Source organism: Ammonicoccus luteus (genome assembly GCF_050880385.1).
In the GTDB taxonomy this organism is placed as follows: domain Bacteria; phylum Actinomycetota; class Actinomycetes; order Propionibacteriales; family Propionibacteriaceae; genus Enemella.
In genome coordinates, this window is the sequence record NZ_JBNZCI010000006.1 from 1 (window position 1) to 17398 (window position 17398).

21 protein-coding genes and 1 CRISPR repeat array are annotated in these 17398 nt (G+C 67.8%); of the genes, 9 read left to right on the forward strand and 12 right to left on the reverse strand.

The window, feature by feature from the left end:
- Positions 1-116: 116 nt before the first annotated feature.
- Positions 117-885: direct repeats of the CRISPR family, unit length 36 nt; unit sequence GTCTCCCCGGCTTTCGCCGGGGATCTTCGTTGAGGG.
- A 59-nt stretch (positions 886-944) separates the two neighbouring features.
- Together ACQ260_RS13320 and ACQ260_RS13325 are read right to left on the reverse strand one after the other, a co-directional pair.
- On the reverse strand, positions 945-1256 hold the full coding sequence (locus tag ACQ260_RS13320; RefSeq protein WP_432559945.1) for a hypothetical protein: 312 nt from the start codon (positions 1254-1256) through the stop codon (positions 945-947).
- Positions 1253-1738: a GNAT family N-acetyltransferase gene (locus ACQ260_RS13325; RefSeq protein WP_432559946.1), complete on the reverse strand. Its 486-nt coding sequence runs from the start codon at positions 1736-1738 to the stop codon at positions 1253-1255. The genes ACQ260_RS13320 and ACQ260_RS13325 overlap by 4 nt, the downstream gene beginning before the upstream one ends.
- Before the next feature lie 38 nt (positions 1739-1776).
- On the opposite strand from ACQ260_RS13325, the gene ACQ260_RS13330 reads away from it, so the two are divergent.
- The gene (locus ACQ260_RS13330) at positions 1777-3171 is read left to right on the forward strand and encodes an amidase (RefSeq protein WP_432559947.1); all 1395 of its coding nucleotides are present in this window, start codon (positions 1777-1779) and stop codon (positions 3169-3171) included.
- Positions 3168-4502, forward strand: coding sequence for a cytochrome P450 (locus tag ACQ260_RS13335; RefSeq protein WP_432559948.1), 1335 nt, complete (start codon positions 3168-3170; stop codon positions 4500-4502). The genes ACQ260_RS13330 and ACQ260_RS13335 overlap by 4 nt, the downstream gene beginning before the upstream one ends.
- Positions 4503-4518: 16 nt before the next feature.
- Here the strand turns inward: ACQ260_RS13335 and ACQ260_RS13340 are convergent, their stop codons facing one another.
- The 5 genes from ACQ260_RS13340 to ACQ260_RS13360 form a co-directional block, all read right to left on the reverse strand.
- Positions 4519-5481, reverse strand: a complete 963-nt coding sequence (locus tag ACQ260_RS13340; protein WP_432559949.1) for a DUF368 domain-containing protein — start codon at positions 5479-5481, stop codon at positions 4519-4521.
- A 143-nt stretch (positions 5482-5624) separates the two neighbouring features.
- Positions 5625-6146 carry an RDD family protein gene (locus ACQ260_RS13345; protein WP_432559950.1) on the reverse strand — a complete coding sequence of 174 codons (522 nt, stop codon included), beginning with the start codon at positions 6144-6146 and terminating at the stop codon, positions 5625-5627.
- 39 nt (positions 6147-6185) lie between these two features.
- Complete coding sequence (locus ACQ260_RS13350; RefSeq protein WP_432559951.1) at positions 6186-7055, reverse strand: VOC family protein; 870 nt, start codon at positions 7053-7055, stop codon at positions 6186-6188.
- Entirely contained in the window at positions 7052-7738 is a 687-nt protein-coding gene (locus tag ACQ260_RS13355; RefSeq protein ID WP_432559952.1) for a class II aldolase/adducin family protein, read from the reverse strand. Before ACQ260_RS13355 ends, ACQ260_RS13350 begins: the two co-directional genes overlap by 4 nt.
- Before the next feature lie 59 nt (positions 7739-7797).
- A complete protein-coding gene (locus ACQ260_RS13360; RefSeq protein ID WP_432559953.1) occupies positions 7798-8388 on the reverse strand; it encodes a PadR family transcriptional regulator in 591 nt (196 codons plus the stop codon).
- 147 nt (positions 8389-8535) lie between these two features.
- Here ACQ260_RS13360 and ACQ260_RS13365 point away from each other — a divergent pair, with 147 nt between their 5' ends.
- The 6 genes from ACQ260_RS13365 (at position 8536) to ACQ260_RS13390 (ending at position 13217) form a co-directional block, all read left to right on the forward strand.
- Positions 8536-8937, forward strand: coding sequence for a carboxymuconolactone decarboxylase family protein (locus tag ACQ260_RS13365; RefSeq protein WP_432559954.1), 402 nt, complete (start codon positions 8536-8538; stop codon positions 8935-8937).
- A complete protein-coding gene (locus tag ACQ260_RS13370; protein WP_432559955.1) occupies positions 8934-9770 on the forward strand; it encodes an ABC transporter permease in 837 nt (278 codons plus the stop codon). The genes ACQ260_RS13365 and ACQ260_RS13370 overlap by 4 nt, the downstream gene beginning before the upstream one ends.
- The gene (locus ACQ260_RS13375) at positions 9767-10609 is read left to right on the forward strand and encodes an ABC transporter permease (protein ID WP_432559956.1); all 843 of its coding nucleotides are present in this window, start codon (positions 9767-9769) and stop codon (positions 10607-10609) included. Before ACQ260_RS13370 ends, ACQ260_RS13375 begins: the two co-directional genes overlap by 4 nt.
- Positions 10606-11457, forward strand: a complete 852-nt coding sequence (locus ACQ260_RS13380; RefSeq protein WP_432559957.1) for an ABC transporter ATP-binding protein — start codon at positions 10606-10608, stop codon at positions 11455-11457. The genes ACQ260_RS13375 and ACQ260_RS13380 overlap by 4 nt, the downstream gene beginning before the upstream one ends.
- Before the next feature lie 16 nt (positions 11458-11473).
- Positions 11474-12481: an ABC transporter substrate-binding protein gene (locus ACQ260_RS13385; RefSeq protein WP_432559958.1), complete on the forward strand. Its 1008-nt coding sequence runs from the start codon at positions 11474-11476 to the stop codon at positions 12479-12481.
- A 193-nt stretch (positions 12482-12674) separates the two neighbouring features.
- On the forward strand, positions 12675-13217 hold the full coding sequence (locus ACQ260_RS13390; RefSeq protein ID WP_432559959.1) for a DUF402 domain-containing protein: 543 nt from the start codon (positions 12675-12677) through the stop codon (positions 13215-13217).
- Between the two features lie 13 nt (positions 13218-13230).
- Here the strand turns inward: ACQ260_RS13390 and ACQ260_RS13395 are convergent, their stop codons facing one another.
- Genes ACQ260_RS13395 through ACQ260_RS13410 form a run of 4 tightly spaced genes read right to left on the reverse strand, consistent with a single transcriptional unit; the run spans position 13231 to position 15836 of the window.
- Entirely contained in the window at positions 13231-13578 is a 348-nt protein-coding gene (locus ACQ260_RS13395; RefSeq protein ID WP_432559960.1) for a YidH family protein, read from the reverse strand.
- A gap of 6 nt (positions 13579-13584) precedes the next feature.
- Positions 13585-13977: a YidH family protein gene (locus ACQ260_RS13400; RefSeq protein WP_432559961.1), complete on the reverse strand. Its 393-nt coding sequence runs from the start codon at positions 13975-13977 to the stop codon at positions 13585-13587.
- A gap of 10 nt (positions 13978-13987) precedes the next feature.
- Positions 13988-14566 carry a hypothetical protein gene (locus tag ACQ260_RS13405; RefSeq protein ID WP_432559962.1) on the reverse strand — a complete coding sequence of 193 codons (579 nt, stop codon included), beginning with the start codon at positions 14564-14566 and terminating at the stop codon, positions 13988-13990.
- A gap of 16 nt (positions 14567-14582) precedes the next feature.
- A complete protein-coding gene (locus tag ACQ260_RS13410; protein ID WP_432559963.1) occupies positions 14583-15836 on the reverse strand; it encodes an MFS transporter in 1254 nt (417 codons plus the stop codon).
- Between the two features lie 136 nt (positions 15837-15972).
- On the opposite strand from ACQ260_RS13410, the gene ACQ260_RS13415 reads away from it, so the two are divergent.
- Complete coding sequence (locus tag ACQ260_RS13415) at positions 15973-16521, forward strand: YbaK/EbsC family protein (protein ID WP_432559964.1); 549 nt, start codon at positions 15973-15975, stop codon at positions 16519-16521.
- 15 nt (positions 16522-16536) lie between these two features.
- Here the strand turns inward: ACQ260_RS13415 and ACQ260_RS13420 are convergent, their stop codons facing one another.
- Positions 16537-17262, reverse strand: a complete 726-nt coding sequence (locus tag ACQ260_RS13420) for a type 1 glutamine amidotransferase (RefSeq protein WP_432559965.1) — start codon at positions 17260-17262, stop codon at positions 16537-16539.
- Positions 17263-17398: the final 136 nt, after the last annotated feature.

The window sequence follows — 17398 nt, forward strand, 5'->3', positions numbered from 1 at the left end:
AAGACCTCGACCCTTACCCGGCCATCGACGCGCCGACCGGACTCAACCACCCTCTACACCCCGAATTGTGAAGAGCCGGTTCAAGGCGACGCGTCCTGACGGCTGGGACTTCTTTTGTCTCCCCGGCTTTCGCCGGGGATCTTCGTTGAGGGCCACCAAGCGCCGTCGGGGTAACCATCGGTCGTGGAGGGTCTCCCCGGCTTTCGCCGGGGATCTTCGTTGAGGGTGCAACGGCCACTGGCCGTTCGGCTTCTGGCGAGCCGTCTCCCCGGCTTTCGCCGGGGATCTTCGTTGAGGGCTAATGAAACTGTCCAAGCTCGCCACCCTCGCCGCCATCGTCTCCCCGGCTTTCGCCGGGGATCTTCGTTGAGGGGCGGTCATCACCACTCGCTACCCGGGCGGGTTCGACCGTCTCCCCGGCTTTCGCCGGGGATCTTCGTTGAGGGTTGAACCCTCAACCTCCGCCTTCTGAACTGAGGCAGTCTCCCCGGCTTTCGCCGGGGATCTTCGTTGAGGGAGGGCATTTGCGGATAGGTGTCCGTGGCCATCGGCAGGTCTCCCCGGCTTTCGCCGGGGATCTTCGTTGAGGGGAGGGATTCACCCGGGCGCAGGCTGAGTACGGCGTGAACGGTCTCCCCGGCTTTCGCCGGGGATCTTCGTTGAGGGGGCAACCACCTGTTGCTCAACCACGCGGCAAACGAGGTCTCCCCGGCTTTCGCCGGGGATCTTCGTTGAGGGGTCCTCAATGAGGTGCCCGAGGATCCCAGCCCCGAAGGTCTCCCCGGCTTTCGCCGGGGATCTTCGTTGAGGGTGAAGCCGGTTGAAGGTGCTTAGGCTGATGCCGAGTGCGTCTCCCCGGCTTTCGCCGGGGATCTTCGTTGAGGGGTAATACGTTACGGTGGGATCTTGATCCTCATCGGGGCGCCGCATCGCTGTTTCGGTGATCAATGACCCGCGAACTGACGACGCCAGTCCGCCTCGGTTGCCTCGACGCCCGGAGGGCAGGCGCTCGCCCCGGTGACCCCGATGGATCCCTCGGCGAGCACGAGCGCGACGCCTCGGCGACCGGCCGGCGTACCCGCCACGGAATCCACTCGATCCGCCACCGGAAAGACCTGACCACCGCGCTCCACGCGCACCGTCGGACAGAAGTCCACCCGCCGCAGCGCGCGGACGAGGACGACGTCGGGCAGCACGACCCAGCCGGGATAGCGATTCCCCTCGTCGGTCACCACCGTGACCTGCTCGGCGGTCATGACGCGCCGGTCGGGTCGAACGGGAGGCGGGCACGCATGGCCGGATATTCATGCACGGTGAACCCGACCCGCTCATAGAGACCCCGCCCCGACGCGGTGGCCATCAGCTCCCCGCGGCCGACCCCGGTCGTCCCCGCCCAGCGCATGACCTCCGCGAGCGCCGCCGACGCGTGTCCTCGCCCGCGGTGATCGGGCAGCGTGCACACGTTGTTCACATGCACGTCGCCACCGGACGGGTTCCCCGGTGACGGGATCGTCTCGCGTCTGAAGCCGACCGCGCACGCCACGACGGCGTCGTCGACCTCGACAACGACGAAGCAAAACGCAGGATCGTCCATCCGGGCCGCGAACCACGCGATGGCCGATGCCAGCCAGCCGTCGTCCTGGCTGCTGTTCCCCATGTCCGCGAACATCTCGGCGCGCAGCGCAGCCAGCGCGGCGGCATCGTCGGGGGTTGCGCGACGGACGGTGCGGGAATCCATGAGCGGCAGCCTAGTTCGGGCCTCCTAGACTCAACAGTGTGCAGATCAACGAGCTGAGTGCCCTGGACCTGTCGCACGCGATCCGGACGGGCTTGATCGGCGTCCGGGAAGCAACGGAGGACGCGCTCGCCCGGGCACACGCGGACAGGCTCGGCGCGTTCACCCACATCTGTGACGAGCGGGCGCTCGCCCAAGCTGATGAGTTGCAGAAAAAACTCAACGACAAGGACTTCGAGCCGGGTGCGTTGTTCGGGGTGCCGTGCCCGATCAAGGACCTCACCCAAGTCGCCGGTCTCCCGATGGAGGGCGGCTCGGTGGTGCTGCGCGGCAATGTGGCGACCAAGGACGACGGGATCGTCATCCGGCTCCGCGATGCCGGGACTGTGATGATCGGCAAGACGTCGACGCCGGAGTTCGGACTGCCCTGTTACACGGAGCCCGAGGGGCAACCGCCCGCGGCCACCCCGTTCGATCCCGATCGCGGCGCCGGCGGTTCGTCGGGTGGCGCTGCCGCAGCGGTGGCCTCCGGGGTGGTCGCGATCGCGCACGGTTCCGACGGTGGTGGGTCGATCCGGATCCCGGCGGCGTCGTGCGGATTGGTCGGACTGAAGGCGAGCCGCGGTCGGGTGTCGAAAGGCCCGCTCGCGGTCGACGGCCCCGGCCTCGCGTCGGACGGCGTGTTGACGCGGACCGTCCGCGACACGGCCGCCGCCCTCGACGTGCTTGCTGTCGGTTGGCCCGGTGATCCCTACCCTGCGCCGCCCAACCCGGAGGGCACCTATATGGCCGCTGCCGACCAGAGGGTCCAGAAGCTCCGCGTCGGCGTGCTCACCACACCTGTGATCGCCGACGATGCGCCCGTTCACCCCGGCGCGCTCGCCGCGGTCGAAAAGACCGTGGCGATCCTCGGTGAGCTCGGACACGAAATCGTCGAGGCACCGAAACCCTTCGATGCCGAGGCCTGGGATGCGTTCGCGGCGATCTGGGCAGTGGGGTCCCTCGGCGCGCCGGTTCCCGAGGAGGCTGAGGACCAGCTGCGACCCCTGACGCGCTGGTTGCGGGAGCGGGGGCGTACCTTCTCGGGCCAAGCCCACGCCCAAGCCCTCCTGGCCGCCCAGTCGGTCACCCGCCGCACCGCCGAGCTCTGGGATCCGTTCGACATCATCCTCACCCCGACCCTCGCGCAGCCGCCCGCAAGGCACGGATCGCTGCGCAACGACGACGACCCTGCCGGGGACTTCGCGGCCCAGACGCGGTTCACGCCGTGGACATCGATCTACAACCTCACCGGCCGGCCGGCGATCTCCCTGCCTGTGCACGAGCAGGAGGTGGACGGCGTGCTGTTGCCGTTCGGCGCGATGCTCGGTGCGCGCATGCACGAGGACGCGCTGCTGATCGCAGTGGCGGCGAAAGCGGAGGAAGGATACCTATGAGCACGACCACTCTGCCGGGACCCGGCCTGATGACTTCCCTGACCGGAATCGCCCGGCACGGGTTCTTGGACGCCGTCGGCGCGGCGTGGCGTACGCACGGCGACACCTTCCGGCTGCGTCTCGGCGTCGGGGAAATGGTGATCGCGGTCCATCCCGACGCCGTGCGCGAGGTCAACCTCACCAACCGACGCGCTTTCGACAAGCGGAAGAGCTATGACGGGGTGCGGAGATATCTGACCGGGGACGGTCTCGTCGCCAGCACCGGCGACCTGTGGCGACGGCAGCGGAGGCTGATGGCGCCGTTCTTCACGCCGCGTGGGGTTCAGGCGTACGCAGAGATCATGCTCACCGACGCCCAGCGCGTCGAGGATCGTTGGGCGCAGCTCGCGGCTTCCGGAGCGACCGTCGACATGGGCGACGAGATGATGGAGCTCACCGCGGCGATCATCGTGCGGGCGCTGTTCGGGACGGCGGCCGATGACGACATCGTGCGACTCAAGGGTCGCGTCGAGACGATGATCAGGTTCACGACCCGGCGGATGGGTCCGCATCTGCCGGATTGGGTGCCGTCCAGATCGTTTCGGGAGTACGCGAGCGCGCGGGACGACGTGCATGAATACATCCGGGGGATCATTGCTGAACGCCGGGCCTTGGCCGATCCGCCCCAGAACGACCTGCTGGCGAGACTGATGGCCGCGCGGGATGAGGACGGGCGGCCGATGGCGGAATCGTTGTTGCGCGACGAGTCCATCACCATGTTCTTCGCCGGACACGAGACAACGGCACGCACGATGGCCGCGACGTGGGCGGCACTGGCGGCGAATCCGTCAGTGGACGAGAAGCTCGCCGCCGAACTGGACGCGGTCGTGGGCGATCGTGCCCCCACGGTCGAAGATCTCCGGGCGCTGCCCTATGCGCTGCAGGTCGTGAAGGAAGTCCTGCGGCTCTATCCCGCTGCGCCCTTCTATGTGCGGGACGCGGTCGAGGCGACGCAGGTGCAGGGGTTCGAGATCGACGAGGGGCAAGCGGTCATGCTCGCTCCCTATTTCACCCATCGCCACCCGGAATTCTGGCCCGACCCGGAGCGATTCGATCCCGACCGGTTCACGCCGGAGGCGGAGGCGGAGCGGCACCCGCAGGCATACCATCCGTTCGCCACCGGCGAGCGCGTCTGCATCGGCAACCACTTCTCGCTGCTGGAATCACATCTCTTGCTGGCCGTGCTCGCGAGGAGGTTCCGGCCACGTCTGGTCGGGCCGCCGCCTCGCTGGGTGATGGCGGGTGTGCTCGCTCCCGAGGGTGGGCTGCCGATGCGTGTCGAAGCCCGCTGAAGCCCGCTGAGGGGACTCAGACCTCGACGCCGGGGTCCGAACCGCGCACCTTTCGCGCCAGCAGGTCAGCGCCCATGACGAGCGCGAAGCCGCTGACGGCCAACAGCGCGGGCAGCCAGAACGTCGCCAGGGTCGGCAACGCGAGCTCCGTGCCGCCGAGGCCGGAGGGCCACGGCCACAGCAGACGGACCGAGCCGATCATCAGGCCGATCATGGCGGCCAGGACGAGGTCGTGATAGCGGCCGAGGAGCCAGTTCAGACCCGACGCGGCGAGCGCGAGCCCGGTGGCGGCGCCGAGGACGAAGATGCCGAGGACGAGGAAGTTGCGGGTGGCGACGGCCGCGAGGACATGGACATACATCCCCATCAACACCAGCAGGAACGAGCCGCTGATGCCGGGCAGGATCATCGCGCAGATCGCCACGGCACCCGCGAAGAAATAGACCCAGATCGCCGGGGGTTCGCTGGCCGCGCCGGTGCTCGCCGGGGACAGGCCGAGCAGAAAGAACGTGACGACCGCCGCAACGGCGACGAGTGCGAACGTGAGTGGGGTCGTCGAATAGAGCTGGCGCCAGCACAGGAGCACCGCGGCGACGATGAGGCCGAGGAAGAGCCCGGCAAGCGCCACGGGATGGTTGGTGAGCGCATGTTCCAAGGGACCGGCCAGCAGGAACACCACCGTCACGATGCCGAGGCCGAGGCCGCCGAGCCAGAGGGCGGGGATGCGGCGTACGCCGTTCTTCGCGCCCGGCAGGTCACCCCGCAGGGCGCGCGTGGCGGTCTTGGAGATGTGGTGCAGCGACGAGATCAAATGCCGATAGATGCCGAGCACGAGTGCCGCGGTTCCGCCGGACACGCCGGGGACGACGTCGACCGCCCCGAGCACGAAGCCACGCGCGACCTGGGGCACGGCGGCGCGGACGGTGTTCTCGGGGAGGCTGTCGGGCTTCGGGGCACTGGGAATCGTTGCGGCAGTCACCCCGGAATTGTTACGTGCCGATCAATGGATTCCCTAGCGCATGTTCCGGCTGGTCGAATGCTCGTCTCGAAGTGGGGACTCCGGTCTGACCCGAGAGCGGGCTTGCGTCGCACCGGAAACCGACCTTCCCCGGGGCAACCGGATCACTGACTGGGGACCACCCGCGTCCCGGCGATGCGGTCGTGCGGCCCGCGGCCCTCGTCCCGCAGCAGCAACCAGGCGAACACGCCCACCAAGGGATAGAAGATGACGGCAGCGCCGAGGGCGAGGGGTTCGCGGTTCTCGAAACCGCCATACATCGCCTCGATCGCCATGATGTGGCCGAGTTGCCAGGGCACGAGGATCTTCAGGCTGTTCCGCAGCAGCGCTTGGCCGAACCGGATCCGCTGGTCCGACTCGTCGAGTCCGTCAGTGGCCGGGACCACGATCAGCTTCTGCCACCGCTTGCCGAGAGTGGCGCGATGCCGGGCCGATTCCACGCGTGCGGCCCAGAGCGTCGCGATGACAGGTGGGATGGCGCTCATCACGAGCACCAGCCCGTGACTCGGGACACCGGCCAGTCGGTTGACGATCAGACCGACCGGGACGGTGGCCGAGGCGATGACGAAATAGGTGCAGCAATCGAGCGCATAGGCACCCGCGCGACGAACAGCAAGGAAATGCATCGGCCCTCCGATTCCATGCTGCCACGGGCACAGCCTGCGTCAGTCGGCCCGCCGCCGCGCTGCGGGGACAGCGCCACGCCACATGTCGATGAAGTCGGGCTCGCTGGGGTCGAAATAGCGGGGCGTCCAGGCGTCGTCGTCGGGGATGAGACGGACACCGAACGAGTATTCCCACGTATGCCCCTCCGGCCCCTTGAAATAGAGAAACACCGCGGTCGACTGGGGATGGCGCCCCGGGCCCATCGTGATCTCGACGTCGTTGTCCTCCAAGAAGTGCCAGCTGCGCATGATGTCATCGATCGACTCGACCTGGAAGTTGATGTGGGCAAGCCCGGTGACGTCCCTGAACAGCGCCAGCTTGTGGTGGACCGGGTCGAAGCGGGTCAGGCAGGCGGTCGTGCCGATCCAGTCCGAAACCTTGATGTTGAAGTGCTTGGTCCAGAATCCGTGGGCCTCCATCACGTCCGGCACCTCGATGCCGATGTGCCCGAATTCCGTGATGCCGGCCGGCCGCGACCACCGCACGGGCCGCGACTCGACGTGGACCTGTCCGATCACGAGCTCGACCCGGTTGTCGCCCGGTGCGACGAAGGAGATGAAGTCGCGGACGCGGCGGGCCTGTGCCTCGTCGACGGTGCCTCGATGGACCTGCAGCCCGGCGGCCTCCAATTCGGCGGCCGCGGCGGCGAGTTCCTCCGGCCCGGCGAGCGTGAAAGCGTGCGCCAGCGTGCCCACCTCATCACCCTCGATGAACGCCACACAGTGGTGTCGGTTGTCCGCCCGGAGATAGGCCGTGTCGCCCTCCCGCTTGATGAGCTCCAGTCCCACGATGTCCTGGGCGAAGTCGAGCTGCGCGTCCATCTCGCGCGTGCCGATGCGGACGTAGGCGAGGTCGGTCAGGTGAATCATGTCGGCTCCTTGCTGGGGGCGTGCAGGTCGGTCAGATAGGTCCAGATGCGGCCGAGGAGCTCGCTCGAGGTGGCGGCCCACGCGTCCTGTTCGGACTGGGGGAGGGGTGTCGGTGCGCCTGCTGCAGCGGCGATCGAGTTCATCCGTGCGGACTTCTCCAGCACCCACATTCGGCCGACCGCCTCCCCGAGCGAGCTGCCGACCGTGACCGCGCCGTTGCCGCGCATCACGAGACCCTCGCTGCTGCCGAGGACGGCGGCGAGCGACTCGGCCCGACTCGCGTCCCGGACGAGGCGGGAATCCTCGAACACCGGAACCTCGGCGCCGAGAAAACTGCCCTGGCCGTGAAGGGGGCGGATCGGCACCCCGGCAGAGGCGAGGGCCGTTGCGTGCTCCGGCTGAGCCCGGCAGATCGCTGTGACGTCGGGGCGGGCCCGATAGATCGCGACGTGGATCCAGGCTTCTTTGGGCGTGCCCGCCGGGAGGTCGTCGGCCGCGAGATCGACCGGATCGCCCGCGCTGTCCGCGGTGAGGGTCCCCAACGCAACGGGCGGAGTGATCACCATCGTGGTCTCGTCGAGGCGGACCGAAACGTGCCCGAAGGCGTTCACCAGACCCTCAGCCGCGAGGACGCGGCCGGCGGCCCAGAGGTCGGAGGCCCGCAGCACACCGTCATTGGTCATAGCACCGAACCTTATGAACTCGCAGGCGAATGTGTCAACAGTTATCTATTTGATTTGGCTCACTCCGGTCCCATGCCCTCATTGAGGTGGCTGGCGGCCTGCATGTCCCTGGCCCAGGAGATGGCGGCTTCGGACTGGCGGACCAGGCCGCTGAACACGAGCGCCTTCATCATCCGCATCCGGTCGTGCTGGTGGGCGGGGCGGGACTCCATGCGCTCCCGGATCAGTTGGGTTTCGCCGTCGAGCAGTTGTCGCTGATGCTCGCGCCAGCCGGCGATGCGCTCTTCGTGCTGGGCTATGAAGGCGTCGAGCACCGCCTCGACCTCGTGCGCGTCGAGCAGTTCCAGGAACAGGCCCTGCAGGAAAGCGCTGTCCCGCACGGCTTGAAGCGGGTGCTCGGCTGCCAGCCAGTCGCGCAGCTCCTCCTTGCCCTCCTCGGTGATGTCATAGCGGGTGGAGTGGCGTCGCCCGGTTGCCTCCTCCTCGCGGCTGATGACGCCCTCGTCGGCCATCGAGTTCAACAGCGGATAGATCTGGCTCAGCTTGGCGTTCCAGACCCAGTTGGCGCTTGCCTCGAAGAATGCGCCGAGCTCATAGCCGGTCATGGGTCGCCCGTCGAGCACGCCCAGGATTGCCATGCGCAGCGACATGCCAGCCTCCTCGCCAATCCGTGCCAACCAATCCGTGCCCCGACCATAGACCCTTCAAGAGCAATAGATAACTATTGACATGTGTTCGTGGATGGTTCAGCATGTGGTGGCATGGCCACAAGCGATCGACCGGAGGGTCCGCAGCCGATGTCTGCTGAGGAGCTGGGCAAGCTCAAGCAGGTCTATGTCGACATGCTCGGGTTCGTCCCGCCCAAGGTGCAGGCCCGCCTCGATGACATGGCGATCCACGACCCGGAGTTGCTCCGGGCCCAGGAGCACGCCCGCAGCCTGGTGCTCGCCAACCCGCACCTCGATCCCGTCACGGTCCAGCTGATTCTGGTCGCGGTCCTTGGCGTTCAGGTCCGCGATGCCACCGCGCTCCACGTCGCCGCGGCGTTGCGAGCCGGCGCGAGCGAGGAGCAGATCCGCGGGGCGCTTGGCCTGGCCTATCTCTTCGGCGGCCAATCCGTCGCCAACCACACGCCTGAATATCTGGCTCGAGGCCGCGACTTGCTGGCCAAGGGTCAACCCGCGGAGGCCACCCGATGACGGCCCCCACCGCGTCGGCGACCGCTCCGGCCCCAGCATCCCCGGCTCCCGCCAAGCCGCAGCGCAAGCTCAACCTGCGCCCGGCGCAGGGGGCGATCGGCGTCATCGTCCTCGTGGTGATCCTCGAGGTGCTGAGCCGCACCAACATCGTCCCGCCGACGATGCTGCCGCCTCCCTCGCAGGTGTTGAGTGACCTCGTCAGCCTCCTCGGGTCGCCGGAGTTCCTGGCGCATGTCGGCTCTACCCTCGTCGCGTGGGCGATCGGGCTGGGGCTGGCCTCGGTGATCGGTGTCACCGCGGGCCTGATCCTGGGGTCGCTGCGCATCGTCTATGAGGCCTCCCGCGCGCTCATCGAGTTCCTCCGCCCGATCCCTGCGGTCGCGCTCGTCCCGTTGGCGATCCTTGTGTTCGGTCAGGGCACCCAGATGAAGTTCATGCTGGTGCTTTATGCCGCTCTGTGGCCGATCCTGCTCAACACGCTTTACGGCGCCCGCGAAATCGACCCGGTCACGCGCGAAACCGCGCGCACGTTCCGGCTCTCCTGGTGGGACACCATCTCCCGTGTCTATCTGCCGCACACCGCGCCGTTCGCCTTCACGGGCATCCGGATCTCGGCGGCGATCGCGCTGATCGTGACCGTGTCGGCGGAGCTGCTGGCGGGCACGCCGATGGGTCTCGGCTCCTGGATCCTCTCCGTGCAGACCGGAGGTGGCTCCACCTCACAGGTGTTCGCCGGCACGATCGTCGCCGGCGTGCTGGGCGTGCTCGTCAACGCGATCCTCAAGTGGGTCGAGGGCATCATCTTCGCCTGGCGCAAGGAGCAGCACTCATGAGCGTCGACACCGCGACTCCGCCGGTCACCCCGGCCACCAAGCGCAGCAGCTTCCCCAAGTGGGTCAACACGGGCATCCGGTGGCTCGTGCTCGTCGGCATCCTCGTGTTCTGGCAGGTCACCACGAGCATGATGTCGTCCCCCTTCTTCCCGGAACCGCTGCGCATCTTCGAGCGCGCGATGGATCTGTGGCTCCCCAGCTCGGACGGCATCATCACCACGAGCATGTCGCGGGATGTCCTGCCGAGCCTCGGCCGCGCCCTGACCGGGTTCGGTCTCGCGGTCGTCGTCGGGATCGCGCTCGGCGTGGTCATCGGGCTCAGCGCCACGATCGAGGCCTATCTCGACTGGATCCTCCAGTTCATGCGTGCTGTGCCGCCGCCGACGCTGTTCCCGGTGTTCCTGATCATCCTCGGCACCGGTGACCAGATGCGGGTCGCGCTCATCGCTTTCGGCACCGTCTGGCCGGTCCTGCTGAACACGATCGAGGGCGTGCGCGGGGTGCGGCCGCTGACAATCGAGGCGGCCAAGGTGTTCCGGATCCAGCCGATCGGGCGCCTGTTCCGGGTGATCCTGCCCGCTGCGGGCCCGAAGATCCTGGCCGGCATTCGCACGTCGCTGTCGCTGGCGCTGATCCTCATGGTGATTTCGGAGATGATCGCGTCCTCCAGCGGCATCGGCTATCAGCTCGTCCAGGCACAGCGGAGCTTCGCGATCCTGAACATGTGGGCGTCGATCCTGCTGCTCGCCGTCCTCGGCTATCTGCTCAACCTGCTCCTGACCGTGGTCGAACGCCGCATCCTCAAGTGGCAGCGCCTCTCGGGCCGGGAGGTCTCGTGAGCACCGCACCGAAACCGGAGAAACAGACGATGACCCTGCTCGATATCGATGGCCTGACGCACACCTACGGCGCGGGGCCGACTGCCAACACCGCGCTCGCCGACATCACCTTCCACGTGGACCAGGGCGAGTTCGTGTCGATCGTCGGCCCGTCCGGTTGCGGCAAGACAACGCTCCTGCGGACGATGGCCGGGCTGATGCGGCCCACTGGCGGACGCCTCCACTTCCTGGGCGAGGAGATCACGGCGGTGCCCGAGGGGCTGGCGATGGTGTTCCAGGACTATCGCGGGTCGCTGTTCCCGTGGCTCACCGTGGAGAGCAACGTCCGCTTCCCGCTGCGTCACCTGAAGCTCGGCAAGACCGAGGAGCAGTCGCGGGTGACCGAGTCGTTGGCGGCGGTCGGCCTTGCGGGCAACGAGCGGAAATATCCCGGCCAGCTCTCCGGTGGCATGCAGCAGCGGGTGGCGATCGCGCGGGCGTTGGCGTACAGGCCGAAGATCATGCTGATGGACGAGCCGTTCGCGTCCATCGACGCCCAGACCCGCGAGGACCTGGAGGACCTGGTGCTGAAGGTCCGGGAGGTGTTCGACATGACGATCCTGTTCGTCACCCACGACATCGACGAGAGCGTCTATCTCGCCGACCGCGTGGTCGTGCTGTCCAAGCCGTCGACGGTCGTCCAGACCATCCTCGACGTCCCCCTCGGTCGCGAACGCGACCAGATCACCACCAAGGAGGACCCGGCCTTCATCCATCTGCGGGGTGAGGTCGCCCGACTGATTCGCAATGCCCCGCCCGGTCACGAGCTGAGTGCCGAACGAGGCGAAACCGTGCGGCGCACGGCCTGACAAGAGGAGAACAGTGATGTTTCGATCAGCAGCAAAGAAGGTCGGCGCCGTCGTGGCAGCCGCCACCTTGGCCCTGAGCCTCGCCGCGTGCGGCGGCGACGGGGCCGGGACCGGGGGTACGCCGGCCGGTGGCGGTGGCGGCGACGGTGCGCCGGAAAAGACCGAACTCACCATCGGGTTCATCCCCGTCGCCGATCAGGCGGGACTGATCCGGGCCATCAACGAGGGCTACTTCGAGGCCGAAGGGCTCAAGGTGACCCCGCAGACCGCGCAGGGTGGCGCGGCGGCGCTGCCGGCCATGGTCGCGGGTGACCTGGACGGTGTCTTCGGCACCTATCCGTCCTTCCTCTTGGCGCAGCAGAACGTCGCCAAGGTGAAGATCGTGGCGCTCGGTGTCGGTGGGTCGGAGGACTTCGCCGGGGTGTTCGTGAACCCGGAGGCGAACATCGCCGATGCGCAGGGCCTCGTCGGCAAGAAGCTGGCGGTCAACACCCTGAACAACACCGGTGAGCTGTCGATCAAGAGCGTGCTCACCGAGCAGGGCGTCGATCCGGCTCAGGTCGAGTTCATCGAGATGCCGTTCCCCGACATGACCGCAGCGCTGGAGCGGGGGGCGATCGACGCGGCCTGGGCGGTCGAGCCGTTCCAGACCCAGATGACGGAAGCCGGCATGACCAAGCTGTTCTCCAACTTCTCCGGCAAGACCGCCACGGCACCGCTCGCGGGCATCGGCATGACCGAGAAGTTCGTCGAGGACAACCCCAACACGGTCGCGGCATTCGCCCGCGCGGTGGAGAAGGCCAACGCTGATCTCGCCGACGATCCGGAAAGTGTCCGGGAGCTGGTCCCGACCTACAGCCAGACCTCACCCGAGGTCGCTGCCAAGATGCATCTCCCCGTGTGGGAGGCCGGCTATCCGACCGCTGACAAGATCGCCGTCTGGAACGACGTGATGGTCGAGCTCGGGTCGCTGCAGGGTCCGGTGGACCTGGAGGAGATCATCTATTCGCCGCCGGCGCAGTGATCTGATCCACCGCAACTCTCGTCGCACACGTGGCGGCTCAGTCCTCTTCGGGCTGGGCCGCCATCGTGCTGTCCGGGGGCGTGGGCGGCTCTTCCGTGAAGAGGTCGGCGCCGTCCGGATCTGATCCGCTGAGCGGGTCAGATCGGGAGCACGCGTACCCCCCTCCCAAAACCCGCCCCGCTAAGGTGACCCCGTGAGCCACGATCCGACCCACGGACTCGCCCCCGGGGACACCGTCTGGCAGCGCTATCGGAAGTTCGACGGCCGCCCGCATTGGCAGTTCGAGACCGTTTTCCTGGGCGAGGACGAGTTCGGCCGATGGGTCGGCGGGCGCCCCGGAGGGATCTGCGAACGGCCCGGATTCCGGTTCACGGCGGACGCGCACTGGGTGACGCTGTTGCCGGATGACTGGTATGTCGCCACCTTCAACGAGCGCTCCTCCCGTCTCCAGAGCGAGATCTATGTCGACCTCGCGTCACCGCCGGAGTGGAACGGCCACGAGTCGCGGGCGATCGATCTCGATCTCGACGTGGTCCGCCGGGTGTCCGGCGAGGTGTTCATCGCGGACGAGGACGAGTTCGCCGCGCATCAGGTCGAGATGGGTTATCCGTCGGATTTGGTGGAGAGGGTACGCCGCACCGCGGACGAACTGCTCACCGCAGTGCGTGCCCGTCGGGAGCCGTTCGGATCGGTTGGACGAACATGGCTGGAACGGATGAAGGGCGGGCCGGAGTGAACAGGGCGTGCCCTCAGCTGACCAGGACATAGATCGCTGCGCCGATGCCGACCACCAGGAACGCCAACGTCATCAAGAGCGGGACCAGACCTCCCTGCAACGGGCGGTCGAGATCGAGGCGGCGGTTGGCGTTCCGATAGCGGCGGGTCGAGGCGACGCCGGTCGCGCCTGCGAGGAATGCTGCGGCAGCCGCCGCCGCCACACCGATGGTCGCGTGGTGATGACCGACGAACCGCGCCACCACCAATCCGGCCGTCAACAACGCCAGCGAGGTCCGCTGCCATGCCAGCCGAGTGCGTTCCGGCTGGAGCCCCACGTCCCAGACGGAGGCGTCAGCGCCGTCCTCGCCCCGCTCAGCCATCACCGCTCACAGGAACAGGGTCAGACCGAGCACGGCGACCACCACGAGCACCACAGTGAACAAAGGCAGCGCGGTGGACGACGTGAGCGGGCGATTGAGACGCATCGCCCGTTCCTGCACCATCCATCGCAGGAGCGCGATCACACCGGCCAGAACGCCCCCACCGACCAACAGCAACGCAGCAATGGCAACCCGCGGGTCGGTCAGGCCTGCGTACCCCGCCAACGCCGCAGCCGCCATCCCCGCGGCCACGAAGCCGAGCCCGGTTCGAATCCAGGCCAAGAACGTCCGTTCGTTCGCGAGCGTGAACCGAGCATCCGGCTCCTCGCCCACCCCATAGACCCAGCGCGGCCACCGACGATCGCGGTGGCCGCCGCCGGCGTCCGGCTCTGCCGCCATAACGGATGCGTCAGTCGGCCTCGAGCACCTGGGTGGTCAGCTGGGAGACGATGCCGGCGGGCAGTTGCTTGCTCGATACCACCGCGGTGAGTCCGTCCTGCTCCTGGGCGCAGATGGTGTCGCCCTGGGTGCTGCAGGTCGCAGAGCCGACTTCGGTCGGGTTGGTGCCGCCGAGTTCGGTGATCATCTCGCGCGCCGAAGCGCCCCGGGCGAGACGGATCTCGACGACGGCGCCGAGGTCGTTGGAACGGTACGTGCCGATGCGCACACCGTCCTCCGTTCGCTGGTTGACCCGATTGAAGCCCTCGACGCTCGCGGGCAGCTCGCGGGCGGCTTCCGCAGTGGCCGTCGGGGAGGCGGTCGCGGTCCCATCGGGGCTTGCGGTCGCGGCCGGCGTGGCGGTGCCGTCGGGAGTTGCCGTGGGAGTGGCGGTCGCGGACGCCGTTTCCGCCGGCGTCGGCGTGGCCGCGGGACTCGTCACGATGGGGGCGGGAGGCGTCTCCTGCGGTGCAGTGGTGTCGGGGGAGTTTCCGCAGGCGGAGACGACGAGCAGGGCAGCGGCGGCAAGGCCGAGGGAGATGCGAGACATGTGCAGCAGCGTACGCTCAGCGGGCGCGGATGACGCGGTACCGCACGAAGACCGGCGCAAGAATTGTCGCCAGAACGACACCGACGATGACGAGGACGCCGCCGCCGACCGTCGCCGGTATCGCACCCCAGGCAGAGCCGGCAGCGCCGTGGAGCACGTCGGAGACGCGCGGACCGCCCACCACGACCACAGTGAACACGCCCTGCAAGCGACCCCGGACCTCGTCGCTCGCCGCCTCCTGCAGCATGGTCGAGCGGAAAGCCGCGGAGCTCATGTCGGCGGCCCCTGCGACGATCAGGAAGAAGATGGCGAGCGGAAGCCACGGCAGAAGTCGCCCGCCCGCGGGGATCAGCGCCAATCCGAAGCAAGTGATCGCGGCACCCCAGACCAGGATCGCGACCACCACAGCCAGCCCTTGACGTTCGACCCGGGACACCCAGCCGGAGAACACCCCGCCGAGCACCGCGCCGGCCGGGATCGCGGCAAACAGGAGCGCGAACGCCAATCCACCGCCCGGGGGACCGCCGAAGGTGACCGACGCGATCTCCGGGAACAGCGCGCGGGGCATACCCAACCCCATCGCGATGAGGTCGACCACGAAGGACATGAGGAGAACCTTGTGGCCGGCGAGATATCTGAACCCGTCGATCACCGATCGCAGCCCCGGAGCGCCCATGTCGTGGAGACTCGGCAGGGCGGGGAGCTTGATGACGGCCCAGATCGTGAAGAACAGGAACAGGGTGTCGATCAGATAGAGCAGGGCATAGCCGGTGATCGGGATCAGCGCGCCGCCCACCAGCGGACCGGCGATGGCGCCGAACATCATCACGGTCATGTTCAGGGCGTTGGCCGCCGGGAGTTGATCGGTCGGGAGGATTCGGGGGAGCACAGCGGACCTGGTCGGCTGGTTGATGCCGAAACAGGCTTGTTGGAGCGCGAAGACGACCAGGATCGCCCACACGTTGTCGAAGCCGGTCGCCGCGATCGCAAGGAACATCGCCGAGGTGAGGATGATGCCGAGCGTCGAGACCAACAGCAGTTTGCGGCGGTCGAATGCGTCGGCGAGCGCGCCGCCCCAGAGGCCGAAGATGATCAGCGGGACGAGCCCGAAGAGGCCGGTCAGCCCCACATAGGCGGAATCGCGGGTGATCTCGTAGATCTGCGCCGGAACCGCCACCACCGTGAGCTGGGCGCCGATGACCGTGACGATGTTCGCGGTCCAGAGCCTGCGGAAATGCGAGTTCTGCAGTGGACGCGTGTCAGCGAACATCGATCGGAGGTTGGGCACTGATCGATGCTAGGGCGCTGGGCGAAAGTACCCCCGCGGGCATGCCGCCTGGCGAGATCGAACCGGTGCAGGTGGCTGTGGCCAGTGCTGCACTGCCCCAGCCGGTTAGGCTCGCCGAATGAGCACTGGACCTGGAAATCTGGACTGGCAGCCCGCGCTCGACCATCCCGAGCTGGTCGCGCCACCGACCGCTGATGCCCTCGTGCAGCTCGGCCAGACGAGCGACGTACGGGCTCTGGTGGCGCCCATCGATCCGTCGCTGGCGGACACCGCGGAGTTCTGTGCCGCCTATGGGGTCGGCATGGCCGAGTCGGCCAACTGTGTCGTGGTCGAGGGACGTCGTGGGGATGTGACCAAGATGGCCGCGATCATGATCTTGGCGACGGACCGGGCGGATGTGAACAAGGTCGTGCGAAAGCACTTGGATGCTCGGAAGATGTCGTTTGCCTCGATGGAGACGGCGACCACGCTGACGGGCATGGAATATGGCGGCATCACGCCGGTCGGCCTCCCGTCGGATTGGCCGATTCTCATCGACCGCGGTGTGGCCGACGCCGGGCTGGTGGTGATCGGTTCCGGACTGCGCGGCAGCAAGATCGCGATTGACGCTGCGGCGCTTGCCGAGTTGCCGAACGCCGAAGTCCTCGATCTCGCGATCAAGAGCTGATCGGTCGCGCCTGCGTCAGGCGACCCACTCCGAGCCGCTCTCCTCGCGGTCCGCGTGCGCTTTCACCGCCCCCATGAAGCCGTGCCCGACGAGGGCTCCGTTGCGGAAGATGCTGGCGTCGACGCGGCGCATGGTTCTGCGCATCAGCATCGCGTCGCCCGGGCCGGCCTCGGCCCAGGCGGTCACGAGCTCCGGTGACGCCTCGGGATGAAACTGGACGCCCACGGCCGATCCGATGCGAAAGGCTTGATGAGGGTACGCGGGGCTCCGCGCCAATTCCGTCGCGCCTGCGGGCAGCCGGGTGACGACATCGCTGTGCCACCCGGGAAACAGGGATGCCTCGGCCGCAGCTGCACGCCCGAGCGTCGGGTCGCCCGCGGACGCCGGAAGCCATTCGATCTCCACCGGCCCGTGCTCGCCGCCGCCCGGGTCGTTGACCGTGGTCGTGCCACCGAAGGCCTCGGCGAGCAGTTGGTGGCCCAGGCAGATGGCGAGCAGTGGGATGTCGAGGTCCACCGCTTCCCGCATCATGCGTTTGATCGGCTGGATCCAGAGCTCGGGATCGTGCGCGCTGGCGAGCCCGCCGAGCACGATGATCCCGTCCCCGAGCTCCTGCGTCGGGGGCAGCGTGCGGCGCCAGACGGAGACGTTGCGCAGGACCGCACCCGCCAAGCAATGGCTGAGTCGATCGAGCGGTGCTCTCTCGTCGAGTTGCACGATCGCAATGCGTGGGGCTGCCATGGAGAAATGCTAGAAAACCGGCGCGGGCTTTGGGCGTCAACGGCGTTACGCGTCGTTACAAATATGCGTCGAGTTCGAACTAGCCGGAACACAGGACGGCGACGAACCACCCTGCCGGCGCAGCGGGGTGACGGCA